This is a genomic window from Undibacterium sp. TJN25 (assembly GCF_049339885.1).
Lineage (GTDB): Bacteria > Pseudomonadota > Gammaproteobacteria > Burkholderiales > Burkholderiaceae_D > Undibacterium.
The window spans coordinates 144,262-156,484 of the sequence record NZ_JBMPPM010000012.1 but is presented as its reverse complement, the minus strand read 5'-3'; the positions used below and the strand labels follow the sequence as shown (position 1 = coordinate 156,484).

Here is a 12,223-nt window from a genome sequence, read left to right as displayed (position 1 = left end):
ACAAGCAGAGGTAGATCATGTCCGGACTGACAAGATTCGAGGATGAATATACGCGCAAAGTGAGCGGCGAGACTTTTCGCTATACGGCCGAGTTTACGTCTGGTGCTGATGTTACATGGAAGGCGCGGGTTTTTCACAACGGTGCGTTGAAGGGCGAGCCCGGCGGCACACTGGTTGACAACGCGGCAAGCGGCGATGCGCTTAAAATGTATGTGATGTCTTATATTGAGGCCATTATCGAAAAAGGCCTGGGTATTGACGAATAAGCCGGTGTTGCGCTGCAACGCCAATCGCGGCATCATCTGTTCAACAGCCCGTCCATACTGACCCAACCGAACTCCGGAGCGCGCATGAAAACAAGCAATGTCATCAGCCTGACCGATTACAGGAATCGGCAAACTGCCAATACGCTGGAACGGCAGCTGGAACAAATCAAGGCGCGCAAGCATACCGAACTCGCCTATTCAGCGGAACTGAAGAGTCTCTCCCTGCACAAGTTAATTTCCACCAGTGAAGAGCCTGCATCCGGCCTTGCCGCAGTAGGGAAATTACCGGGCAATCCGCAAGACGGCATCATCTGATTACCTCACGTTACTCTGCGATTTAAAACTTTTACAGATCCTTTCAATTTCCGCAAGAACTGTACATCTGCCTGCAGGTCATATCAGGAGAGCACACCAGGTGCTCATCCGTTTGTTTAACAGGAGGTTTTGATGAGTGCACAATTCGATGGCGGCAAATACCTGCCGGGCGCAGATTCGACAGGAAAAGAAAACCTGACGAAGCAAGAGCCTGAAATACGCAAGCATACTGACGACCCAAAATCCACAGATGCCATAGCCGAGCCGCCTTTCCAGTTTGGTGAGTGGATAGAAGGAAACGTCGGCTGAATTAATCCTGTCAGGCAGCTGGAGCACAAGCCTATGCCACTGGAGCCGCCTCCAGCGTCGCTGTTTTTGGCGCCACCTGGTAAGACAGGAAGGCAGGCCTGGAACGCAGTGTCAGTTCCTCGCCGTCCGCAAACCGGATCACGAACATTTCCTTCAGCGGCATGACTGCATTTACGTGGACCGGATTCACGTAGACGATACTGCCCTCGTAGTCAGGCTCGCTGGAGGTATTCGGCAGATTTTCCCGTGTCAGGCTGGGCAGCAGGCCCGGTATCTCCTGGAAGGGAGTATCTACGGCAATCAAGTCGGAAGTGCCTATCATATGGATCAGGCTCTTGCCTATTTGCCGCTTATGCGAGACCTCAACGTATTTGATGTTCTTTGTATTGATAAAGATGTCGTGCGTGGATTCCAGCGTCGTGACAGCCTTGAAATTGATGTAAGACATTGTTACCTCCAATGCGGATTGATCGCTGGTTACACTATGCTGTATCAGCTGGATGCAGCGGTTCGTGACGGCATCCCTGTACGCAGGTGCTAAGTTAAAAGCGGTTGCAAAATTAGGTCAGCCAGGCGCAACGACGAAGCAGGGAACGCCCAGTCTATGAGCAATACCGCGAAGAGGAGCCACAACATCAACATAATTTTTCAACAGCTTCTTAGTTATAACTGATGTTCATGCGTTCTTATGTGCGGTAATTCACATACTCCTTTTGCGCCGCAATATACATTCCGTCAGCATGAATAAAACCATCTCACCGCATCACAATGGCATGCGCTCCGGTCGTTACCGGACAGCACTGGAAAGCTCCATGAAAAAATACCATATGGCCTATCTCTTTGGCGGTCTGGCGTTCTGCTGCCTGGATTATCTGTGGCTGGCGCATATCGCAACAGATTTTTATAAAACCGAGATGGGTGAGCTGATGGGCACGCCTGACATGGCTGCCGTGGCTTTGTTTTATCTGGTCTACATTTTTGGCATCGTAGTCTTCTGCATACGGCCTGCGATGAAAACCGGCAATATGATGAAGGCACTGGTACTGGGAGCCTTGCTGGGAGTAGTTGCCTACGGCACTTATGATCTGAGCAACCTGGCCACTATCAAAGGCTGGTCGCGGCAATTGACGATTGTCGACATGCTGTGGGGAAGCTTTGCCACCTCCATCGCTGCAGTGGCCGGTTTCTTTGGCGCAAGCTGGTTTAAATAGATTGAACCATCGCCGCTAGCAAAAGTCGCGGCTGTTTGTTGCCAGATCGCCCAGCAGGTGCGACATATCGACCAGGCGCTTGGCAACCAGGTGCCGCACTTCCTTTTGGCATTGCCAGATGCCGTAGACGCCCAGCAGCGGTGCGTTCAATACTTCCCGGCGCTGTTTTTCCAGCAAAGACGGCCAGATGATCACGTTCACGGGGCCGGTTTCGTCTTCTATCGTAATGAAGATGACTCCCTTGGCAGTGCCCGGCCGCTGGCGCACCGTGACGATGCCGCAGCCGCGCGCAAACTGGCCATCCTGAAAAGTATTCAGCATATCCGCCGGCAGAAAACGCTTTGTCAATAGCGTGGGGCGCAATAGAGCTACAGGATGGCGGTTGAGCGTCAGCCCCATCGTACGGTAATCGCTGACAATTTCCTGTGCTTCCGAAGGTGCATTCAGATGCGGCATCTGTTCAGTTATTGTCGTGGGGCGCAGCAAATCCTTGTCAGGCACGGCGCCGACCGCATTCCACAAGGCTTCGCGCCGGTTGCCGGCCAATGAAACCAGGGCGTTGCCGGCCGCCAGCGCTTCCAGTTCCAGCCGGCTCAGTTGCGCCCGGCGAGCAAGGTCGGTGACGTCTGCAAACGGCTGTATTGTCCTGGTGTCCTCTATATTTTTCGCAGAGGCCGACGACATGCCGCGTAACAGTGACATTCCCAGGCGCACCGCCGGCTGCGCCGTTCCGGTAGCGGGGTTGATGGTGTCGTCAGGCTCCAGCGAAGAATCCCAGTTGCTGCACATGACATCCACCGGCAATACCTTGACATGATGCCTCCTGGCGTCCTGCACCAGCTGCGAGGGCGAATAAAAACCCATGGGCTGGGAATTGAGCAAGGAGCATAGAAAAATCGCCGGCTCATGACATTTGATCCAGCTGCTGATGTAGGCCAGCTTGGCAAAGCTGGCGGAATGGCTCTCGGGGAAACCGTAGTCACCGAAACCCAGCATTTGTTTGAAAATGTTTTCCGCAAATACCCTTTCGTACCCATTTTTTACCATTGGCAAGATGATTTTATCTTTATAGTGTTCCAGCCCACCCTTTTTCTTCCAGGCAGCCATAGACCGGCGTAACTCGTCCGCTTGGCCTGCTGTAAAATCTGCTGCCAGTATAGCTATCTGCATTACCTGCTCCTGGAAAATGGGAACGCCCAAGGTGCGGGCGAGAGCCGTTGCAATTTCTGGCTTTGGATAACTGATGGGCTCCAATCCCTGGCGCCGCCTCAGGTAAGGATGCACCATGCCGCCTTGTATGGGCCCCGGCCTGACAATGGCGACCTGAATCACAAGATCGTAAAATACCCTGGGCCGCAGGCGGGGCAGCATGCTCATCTGCGCCCTTGACTCAATCTGGAATACGCCTATCGTGTCGGCCTTGCAGATCATGTCGTAGGTAACAGAATCTTCGCGCGGAACGTCCTCCAGCCTGGTGGGCTTGCCGGGAAACTGCGCCATCAGATCCAGCGCGCGCCTCAGCGCTGACAGCATGCCCAGCGCCAGTACATCCACCTTCAGCAATCCCAGCGACTCCAGGTCGTCCTTATCCCACTCGATGACGTAGCGATTGATCATTGCTGCATTTTCTATCGGCACCAGCCGCGATAATCTATCGCGTGAGATGACGAAGCCGCCGCTATGCTGGGACAGATGGCGCGGGAAGCGCACCAGCTGCACCACGAGGCTGGCCCACAGGTGGGCAACGGGAGAATCCGCTTCCAGCCCGCTTTCGGCAAAGCGTTCCAGCAGATCGTTCTTGCTGTCGAACCAGCGCTGCGATTTGGCGACTGCATCGACAATTGCCAGGTCAACACCCAATGCCTTGCCGACTTCCCGTAAGGCGCCACGCGGCCGGTAGGTATGTACGGCAGCCGCCAGTGCAGCGCGGTCGCGGCCGTACTTTTTATAGATATAGGCAATGACTTCGTCCCGCCGCTGATGCTCAAAATCGACATCGATATCGGGCGGCTCACCGCGCTCTTTGGACAGGAAGCGTGCAAACAGCAAGGTGCTGCTGTTGGGATCCACCTCGGTGACGCCAAGACAGTAGCAGACGACGGAGTTGGCGGCGGAGCCGCGCCCCTGGCAGAGTATTCCCTCGGAGCGGGCAAACTTGACCAGATCATAAACCGTCAGGAAGAAGGCTTCATAAGCCAGATCGTTGATCAGCGTCAGTTCTTCTTCGATGCGCTTGGTAATCTTGTCGCCGGGCTTGTCTCCGAAGCGCCAGAGTATCCCTTTTTCCACTTCCTGCCGCAAATACCTGGCAGGGGTATACCCGGGCGGTATTACTTCATGCGGATACTCATACTTCAACGCATCCAGTGAAAACTTGCACTCCCCGGCAATTTTTATCGTCTCCGCCAAAGCTTGCGCCGGATAGATATTGGCCAGGCGCACGCGCGAACGCAAATGCTGTTCTGCATTCGGCGCCAGTTCATAGCCGCATTCACCTACCGGCTTGCCCAGCCTGATCGCTGTCAGCGTGTCCTGCAAGGGCTTGCGCGAGCGCTTGTGCATGCAGACGTGACCGGTTGCAACGACCGGCAGGTGGTAATGGCCGGCGACTGCCTGGATGCGCTCGCGGTGCAAGCCGTCCATGGCCTGGTACAGCAGGGTAAGGCTTATCCATGCGCGCGTGCCGAATGTGGCCTTGGTCCATGCTGCCTGGGCTGCCAGGGTATCCAGCGATACCGCGTAATCCGGCGCCAGGATCAGCAGGCAATCAGGCAAGCCGCGCAAATGTTCATAGCCTGCAAGAGGAGCGGCCAAATCGTCCAGGAACAGGGAATACTTGCCTTTGGCGACACGCGAGCGCGCCAGGGTAATCAGCTCCGACAGATTGCCGTAGCCTTCGCGGTTCTGTGCAATTGCAATCAGCGTCAGTGTAGGGCTGCCAGCTGCAGCATCGGGATCGGTAAGTTTGAAGTAGCTGCCTATCAGCAGTTTAAACGCCTTGTTATCCTTATCTTGGCCTGCGTCTGCTTCCTCCTCAACTGCTCCTGCCTTCATTGCATCGCCTGGCTTCGCAGCTTCCACCGCCAGCCGCTTTTTTTCCGCTATACATTTTTTTACCGCCATGTGTGCGCGCACCACACCGGCCAGTGAGCATTCGTCCGTCACAGCCAGCGCGGAATAGCCCAGCTCTATCGCGCGCTCCGCCAGCTCCTCTGCATGCGATGCACCATGCAGGAAGGTAAAATTCGATAGGCAGAATAATTCCGCGTAATCGGGCAGGGCAACCAACGGCAGGGAAGCAACGGCGCTCATCCGAACACTCCCTGTGCATACCAAACGGTGTGTGCATCTTCCTTGCCTATGCGCTCCTTGTAGATCCAGTAATGCACATGGTCTTCACCCTCGGCAATGTAGTAGTCGCGCGTAACCAGTTGCCCGTTCCACCAGCCTGCTTCTATTCTTTCGGCGGGTGATACCAGTTTGAGCTGGGAATTGTAATAGGGGCGGTGGTTACGCAGGATCAGGGCGACGGGCCTGGCAAACAGCCAGGCGGGGCGCACCAGCTTGTCCGGCAAGGCGGCGGGCTTGTTTTTTTGCAGCACGGGTACCCAGGCATTGGCCACTTCCGGCCTGTGGTCGGCCTGCGGCGACGCCTGCAGCACATTGTCCGCGCCCAGCCTGGCCACCAGCAATTCCACCAGCCGGTGGTGGTCTTCCGGAGAGCCTCCCGGTTCCGGAAACAACGAGTCGCTGGGTGCCTGCATCGCTTCCACCTGGCTGGCTTCCAGGCTGATCGCAATAACGGGGGCCGCCATATCGAGATGCGCCAGCCTCTCCTTCAGCAGGCGCAGCAGATGTTCTTCGCGCCATGTCGCTTCCGCCAGTGCGATCAGCAATACCGTGTGCGGGATGGCCTGGCGTCCACGTTCATGTTCCAGCTGCAGTGTAATTTTGGTGACCGCCAGTTGCCTGGCTGTCAGCCAGCCCGTCAGTTGCACCAGCAGGCTATGAGCAAACAGCAGGATGGCTTCCGCATGCTCCATGCGGTCCGGTAACTCTACCCGGGCGCGAAAACCCGGCGGCGCCACGATCCAGCTGAATAATTCTTGCGCCTCGCCGTAAGCGCTATCCATCGCTTCCAGCAGTTCCTTGCCGCAGCGGCGTTGCAGGCCTGGACGCGGCAAGCGGCGCAATTCACCCAGCCGGCGGCAGGCAACGCCATGCAGCCAGCCCAGCCATGGCGTAGCTGCCGGCAGTAAGGCCAGTGGCAAGCGGTCCAGCATCGGCGTCAGGCTTTTCATTGTCAGGCTGCGTCTGCGGCCCGGCTTGCCCAGCGCAGCACTGTGTGCCAGCAGCCATGCGCCACCGGCTGTGGTGGCGCAGCCCATGCAGGCAGACAGCCCCAGCGCCTGCATGGTCTGGCGGATACGCCGGCATAGTGCGCGGATGCCGCCGAACAGACGCAGGCTGGCACCGACATCCATCAGCATGCTGGCATCTTCCGCCCCGGTCACCTGAGGTGAATATTGCAGCAGGGCCATCGCTACCCGGTGCAGGGCTTCCTGCTCGCGCAGCGGCTCGCGCTGGTGGAAAACGGCATCCGGCAGCAGCATCTGCACGCCGCCGCGGCGCATATCCAGCTGCACACCTGCGCCGCGCGCGAGGGTAGACATCGCCGACACGCGATTCTGGTCCAGTACGACAGTGCCTGCATCACCCAGCCAATACGGGCGAAATACTTCCAGCTGAAGCAAAGGCAGGTATAAGGCTATCCACAAACGCATGATCGGAAAAACGGAGTAGGGGAGACAGGGAAAGGAGTAGCGGCACATCACGCGATGCGCCACGCCGTTTGGTAAAATCAATTTGCAGGCCCTGGTGTACTGGCTGCAGGCTGAGGCGCAGCGCCGCCGGTGAAGGCTGCCCTGCGCAAGCCAGCGGCCTGACCATGAAAAACAGCGCATCATTGCTTTGCGCTGCCAGATGCAGCCGGCGCAGCGATTCATTGCGGATATGCTTTTGCCATAGCAGCAATGCGCCGCAACTGCCGGTGCGCAATATCTGTTCGCTGGCCCATAAAGCATCGCCCGGCTTCTGGCTGCGTACCCACAGGAATTGCGAGGGCGAAAGACCAAAGCCGGATAAGGCCAGGCTTTGCGGCTGGTGTGGCGGTTGCACCAGCGCAATACGCCGTCCGGCCAGCTTGGTCAATGCAGGTCGTAGCAGGCTAAGTTCAGCCGCTCCACTTTGCTGTATCAGCAACTCTATCAGCACACCCGTAGGCCAGCCGTTGCCCGGCAATTCCCGGTCCAGCGATGCATGGCCGCTGCCCACGCACACCGTGGAACTGCGTGCAAGCTGCGACGCGCGCCATAGAGATGGGTGAATAGCCTCTGCAGAGGGGATGGAGTGTGCTTGCATGTCTGATGAAAATATACTGTATATATATTCAGTATATTCTCATATTCGCTTAATTTCCATACTTGTCATATTTGAATGCAGCAATGCCCTTCTAGCAGCTGCCAGCTGCTTTACAAAACTTTACCTGGCATACATGCTGCAGAAAACCGCGGCATCTACAGTGACACCATGCAAGCGAATTCTTCGCTGCACTCATCAAGGAGTATCGTATGAACGGGCAAAATACAGACAAACCATCGGCTGCACAATCACCGCGCACAGGCAGGCGCTGGATTGCCGCCGCGGCCGTTGCCAGCGTGGTGGCAGCACTGTCCATTACCGGCATCAGCTTTGCCGGCGACGCCATGGAAGGGCACTGGCACGGCCGGGGCGGGCATCATGAAATGACGCCGGAAGCGATGTCCAGACATGTGGATGCCATGGTCAACCGCATCCTGGCTGACGGCACACCGGAACAGAAAGCCAAGGTAAGCAGCATTGCCAACGCAGCTTTCAAGGATTTGTCCTCGCTGCGTCAGCAGCATCGCGCCGACCGTCAGCAAGCCATCACGCTGCTGACCCAGCCCACGGTGGACCGCGCCGCGCTGGAGCGGGTTCGTGCAAACGAAATGCGTCTGGCCGACCAGGTGTCGCGGCGCATCACGCAGGCCCTGGCCGATGCCGCCGAAGTGCTGACACCGGATCAGCGCCTGAAGCTGGCGGAGCACATGAAGAAAAGGATGGGCTGATTTGGCATTGCAGATGGGCAGTCTATTGTAGACTAGCCCATCTCTAATTCAGCCAATTCAGTAAAACTCAGAATGACTCAACACGTATTAATGATAGAAGACGACCAACGCCTGGCAGGCATGGTCGCCACTTACCTGGGGCAAAACGGCTTCGCTGTGCAGCATGCAGCAAGCGCCCGCGAAGGCCTGGACAAGCTGAAGGAGCATGCAAGCGGCGCTGCGTTTTCGCTGATCGTGCTGGACCTGATGCTGCCGGATGCCGACGGCCTGGACGTGTGCAAGCAGATCCGCGCGCAGCCTGGTGCGGTGGCCAATACGCCCATCATCATGTTGACTGCCAGGGGAGAGCCGATGGACAAGGTTGTGGGGCTGGAACTGGGGGCCGACGATTATCTCGCCAAGCCGTTTGAGCCACGGGAATTGCTGGCCCGGCTGCGCGCCTTGCTGCGCCGCCAGCAGGCAACGGCCATCGCCTCCAGCGCCGCCGCGCGCGTGCTGCATTTCGGCCGGCTGGAGCTGAACCTGGATGCCCGCACCGTAAAACTGGACGGACAGGAACGCATCCTCACCGCCTACCAGTTCAACCTGCTGGCAGCAATGGCCGAACGGGCAGGGCATGTGCTGTCGCGCGAGCAGTTGATGGATGCGCTCAAGGGCGAGGCGCTGGATGCCTTCGACCGTTCCATCGATGTGCATATAGGCCGCCTGCGTACAGTCATCGAGGATGATCCCAAGCAGCCTAAGCGTATTATTACCGTGCGCGGCGCAGGCTATGTATTTGCCAAGGCGCAGGATCTATGAAAAAACCATGGTCGCAGCGGCTGTATGTGCGCATCTACCTGGCCATGCTGGCCAGCCTTGCCATCACGGCCCTGCTGTTCGGCGTCGTGACGCACATACGTTCCGACCCCGAGCAATTCGCCTCCGGGCTGGAGACCTTCGGCGAGATCGCATCGGATGTGCTGCCGCCGGCAAATGCACCGCAAGAAATGCAGCAGGCCGCGCTGAATCGCTGGCGCGCCAAAGTGCGCGCCGACCTGGCCCTGTATTCGGCAGAAGGCGAAAAGATTGCATCAGTAGGGCGCCCGCTGCCGCCGTGGCAGGCAGGGCAAAGCGGCAGTGGCTGGCTGCCGGGCTATCCCACGGTTTTTGCGCTGAAGCTGCCCGACGAGCGCTGGCTGCTGGCCCGCCGTATCAAGCCGCCGCACCGTCCGCCTTTGAGCTTGATCGGCGTGCTGGCGCTGATCGCGCTGATCATGGCCATAGGCTCATATCCTATTGTTCGCCGCCTGACCCGCCGCCTGGAGAGGCTGCAAGGCAGTGTCGATGCCTGGGGCAACGGCCAGCTATCCACGCGTGTTGCCGTGGAAGGCAATGATGAAGTGGCCAGCCTGGCAGTCAGTTTCAACCAGTCTGCAGCCCGTATCGAGGCGCTGCTGCATGCGCAAAAATCCCTGCTGGCGAATGCTTCGCATGAACTGCGTTCGCCGCTGGCCCGCATCAAGCTGGCAGTGGAATTGATGCAAAGCCAGCCCAAAGAAGAAATGCAGCAGGAACTGGGTCGCAACATCGCCGAACTTGACCAGTTGATCGATGAGATCCTGTTGACCAGCCGGCTGGATGCAGTGAAAGGCGATCAGGACAGCCGTGAACAGGTGGACCTGACGGCAATGCTGGCCGAAGAATGTGCCAGGGTTAATGCCCATCTGGAAACTGAACTCGCTACTATCCACGCCGATGCCAGGTTGATCCGGCGCATGCTGCGCAACCTGCTGGAAAATGCCCGGCGCTACGGCAGCGATGCCGGAATAGATGTCGCTCTGCAAAAAATGCAGGATGGCATGCTGCAACTGGATGTGTGCGATCGCGGTCCCGGCGTGCCCGAAGCGGAAAGAGAGCACATCTTCGACCCTTTTTACCGGCTTCCCGGCGCTCGCGAGAGCGATGGCGGAGTAGGGCTGGGCTTGAGCCTGGTGCGGCAGATCGCCACCAGGCACGGGGGCAGCGTGCAATGCCTGCCAAGGGCGGGCGGGGGCAGCTGCTTCAGGCTGAGGCTGCCTGGATAATGCCAGTCCGATAAAGGAAAAAGAGCAGGCCCGATATCGGAATAAACGGGCAATACCTCAGCGCTTCGACTTCCGCCCTTTGTGGAATGCGTGAAGGACGGTAACAGTGGGGGAATCCAGCTCGACTCTGCTCGCCTTACTGATCATATTGGCCAGAAAATTCATACCTACGTGGAGAAAAATTTCCACGATGTCCGATTCGGTATAACCCGAGCTGCGTACTTCGACCAGTTCAAGAGCGCCAACATCGCCTTTCTTTTCCATCAAGCTAAGTGCGAATTTTACCGCTACAGCAGCATGTGCATTGTCGCTGCTGCCCATTCGGGCAGTTATTATCTCGCTGTCGGAAAGTCCTGCCTTTTTGCCGCTCTCTGTATGCGCCGAGATACAGTATTCGCTTTCATTTTTCTGCGCGAGCGCTAGCGCAATACGCTCTCGCGTCTCTGCATCTAACGACCCCTCTTTCCCGATGATACCTATCCCCAGGAAGGCACGCAAAGCGACGGGGGAGTTGGCAACAATTTTGAAGATGTTGGGCACGCCGCCAAATTCAGCAAGCATGTCATTGAACAGCACCTGCTGTTCGTCACCGGCGCTGGGTTGATCAATCATCGCAATACGGCTCACGACTTACTCCTGAATGAAAAAAGCTTACCGCCTCTGAAGGGTTTTCGAGGCAGCAAATATAGTTTCACTGATCTAATGCATAATTGGAATACTCTCTCAGGGCAATAAACTATTACGGGATCAGAAACAATATGGATAGACTTGATGCTATGGCGATTTTTGTCGCGGTCGCAGAAGAGGGCGGATTTGCCTCGGCAGCAAGAAAAATGAAAATCTCGCCGCCAGTAGTGACGCGTGCTGTCAGTGATTTAGAGACGCTGATGGGAGTACGGCTTTTAACACGGACCACCCGGACCGTGCGGATGACGGAAGTAGGAGCCCGCTATGCCGATGATTGTCGGCGCATCCTGGCGGATGTTGCCGAAACCGAAGAAGCCGCGGCAGGCTCGCATGGATCTGTGCGCGGCCATCTGGTCATTACGGCGCCGGCTTCGTTTGGACGAGTCCATGTGACCCCGATTGTCATGGATTACCTGCGGCGCTATCCAGAAACAGAGGTCGAATGCCGTTTTGTAGACCGCATCGTCAACTTGATGGAAGAAGGGGTAGATGCCGCCATCCGTATCGGACCTCTGCAAGATTCCAGCTACCAGGCAATCCCGGTAGGCAATATTCGGCGCGTGGTTTGTGCATCACCGGCATATCTTGAACAGTGGGGCACGCCATTGGCGCCCGCTGATCTTGATCGGCATGTCATGATTTCTGCCGCCGGCATTACGCCGTCTTCAGACTGGCGGTTTGTGTGCCCGGAACAGCAAATTACTGTTCGTGTCCGTCCGAGACTGACTGTTGCGACAAACGATGAAGCAATCGTCGCTGCGCTTGACGGCTTCGGTGTGACGCGCGTTGCATCCTATATGGTGGCGCAGCATCTCTCTACAGGGCGGCTGGTAGAGGTATTACGCGAGTACGATGCCACGGTGCTGCCCGTCCATGTCATGCAGCACGAGGGACGGCTTGCCTCGCGCAAAGTGCGTGCGTTTCTCGATATGGCGATCAAGGAGTTGCGCGGAGCCGATGCAGATTGATTTTTTTCCCGAGTGCTGCGCGCTGCAGTCCATATTCAGGAAACCAAAAAAACTATACCTGCTCTCTAATAGCTCAGCCAGCGTGTTTTGAATGCTCGTGTTGCTAATGCCGGCGGAAGTGAGAAGAAGCTTCGTCATTTCTTTCTTTGGGCATGATCACCCTGCTGCAAGCAGCTGATTCAGCTGTTAATCGTCATTAAGAATAATGTTCAGGCTGCGTCAATGAATGAGCACTATCTCACTCATTTATTC

General features: G+C 57.0%; 13 protein-coding genes. 8 read left to right on the top strand and 5 right to left on the bottom strand.

Features of this window, described 5'->3' with window-relative positions:
* The first annotated feature begins 17 nt into the window (after positions 1-17).
* The 3 genes from ACO0LO_RS24870 (at position 18) to ACO0LO_RS24860 (ending at position 890) form a co-directional block, all read left to right on the top strand.
* A complete protein-coding gene (locus ACO0LO_RS24870; protein ID WP_422968485.1) occupies positions 18-266 on the top strand; it encodes a hypothetical protein in 249 nt (82 codons plus the stop codon).
* 84 nt (positions 267-350) lie between these two features.
* A complete protein-coding gene (locus ACO0LO_RS24865) occupies positions 351-581 on the top strand; it encodes a hypothetical protein (RefSeq protein WP_422968483.1) in 231 nt (76 codons plus the stop codon).
* Between the two features lie 132 nt (positions 582-713).
* Entirely contained in the window at positions 714-890 is a 177-nt protein-coding gene (locus ACO0LO_RS24860) for a hypothetical protein (RefSeq protein ID WP_422968481.1), read from the top strand.
* 31 nt (positions 891-921) lie between these two features.
* Here the strand turns inward: ACO0LO_RS24860 and ACO0LO_RS24855 are convergent, their stop codons facing one another.
* Entirely contained in the window at positions 922-1,338 is a 417-nt protein-coding gene (locus ACO0LO_RS24855) for a hypothetical protein (protein WP_422968479.1), read from the bottom strand.
* A gap of 364 nt (positions 1,339-1,702) precedes the next feature.
* Between ACO0LO_RS24855 and ACO0LO_RS24850 the strand changes: the two genes are divergently transcribed.
* Positions 1,703-2,101, top strand: a complete 399-nt coding sequence (locus tag ACO0LO_RS24850) for a DUF2177 family protein (protein ID WP_422968477.1) — start codon at positions 1,703-1,705, stop codon at positions 2,099-2,101.
* A gap of 15 nt (positions 2,102-2,116) precedes the next feature.
* On the opposite strand, the gene ACO0LO_RS24845 is transcribed toward ACO0LO_RS24850, so the two are convergent.
* The 3 genes from ACO0LO_RS24845 to imuA are packed head-to-tail and all read right to left on the bottom strand — an operon-like array spanning position 2,117 to position 7,522.
* A complete protein-coding gene (locus tag ACO0LO_RS24845; protein WP_422968475.1) occupies positions 2,117-5,413 on the bottom strand; it encodes an error-prone DNA polymerase in 3,297 nt (1,098 codons plus the stop codon).
* Complete coding sequence (locus ACO0LO_RS24840) at positions 5,410-6,885, bottom strand: Y-family DNA polymerase (RefSeq protein ID WP_422968473.1); 1,476 nt, start codon at positions 6,883-6,885, stop codon at positions 5,410-5,412. Before ACO0LO_RS24840 ends, ACO0LO_RS24845 begins: the two co-directional genes overlap by 4 nt.
* Positions 6,815-7,522: a translesion DNA synthesis-associated protein ImuA gene (gene imuA, locus ACO0LO_RS24835; RefSeq protein WP_422968471.1), complete on the bottom strand. Its 708-nt coding sequence runs from the start codon at positions 7,520-7,522 to the stop codon at positions 6,815-6,817. The genes ACO0LO_RS24840 and imuA overlap by 71 nt, the downstream gene beginning before the upstream one ends.
* Before the next feature lie 209 nt (positions 7,523-7,731).
* Here imuA and ACO0LO_RS24830 point away from each other — a divergent pair, with 209 nt between their 5' ends.
* The 3 genes from ACO0LO_RS24830 (at position 7,732) to ACO0LO_RS24820 (ending at position 10,316) form a co-directional block, all read left to right on the top strand.
* Positions 7,732-8,250, top strand: coding sequence for a Spy/CpxP family protein refolding chaperone (locus ACO0LO_RS24830; protein ID WP_422968469.1), 519 nt, complete (start codon positions 7,732-7,734; stop codon positions 8,248-8,250).
* A 72-nt stretch (positions 8,251-8,322) separates the two neighbouring features.
* Positions 8,323-9,051, top strand: coding sequence for a response regulator (locus ACO0LO_RS24825; RefSeq protein ID WP_422968467.1), 729 nt, complete (start codon positions 8,323-8,325; stop codon positions 9,049-9,051).
* Positions 9,048-10,316 carry a HAMP domain-containing sensor histidine kinase gene (locus ACO0LO_RS24820; protein ID WP_422968465.1) on the top strand — a complete coding sequence of 423 codons (1,269 nt, stop codon included), beginning with the start codon at positions 9,048-9,050 and terminating at the stop codon, positions 10,314-10,316. The genes ACO0LO_RS24825 and ACO0LO_RS24820 overlap by 4 nt, the downstream gene beginning before the upstream one ends.
* Before the next feature lie 57 nt (positions 10,317-10,373).
* On the opposite strand, the gene ACO0LO_RS24815 is transcribed toward ACO0LO_RS24820, so the two are convergent.
* Positions 10,374-10,943, bottom strand: coding sequence for a carboxymuconolactone decarboxylase family protein (locus ACO0LO_RS24815; protein WP_422968463.1), 570 nt, complete (start codon positions 10,941-10,943; stop codon positions 10,374-10,376).
* 131 nt (positions 10,944-11,074) lie between these two features.
* Between ACO0LO_RS24815 and ACO0LO_RS24810 the strand changes: the two genes are divergently transcribed.
* Positions 11,075-11,971, top strand: a complete 897-nt coding sequence (locus ACO0LO_RS24810; protein ID WP_422968461.1) for a LysR family transcriptional regulator — start codon at positions 11,075-11,077, stop codon at positions 11,969-11,971.
* The last annotated feature ends 252 nt before the right edge of the window (positions 11,972-12,223 follow it).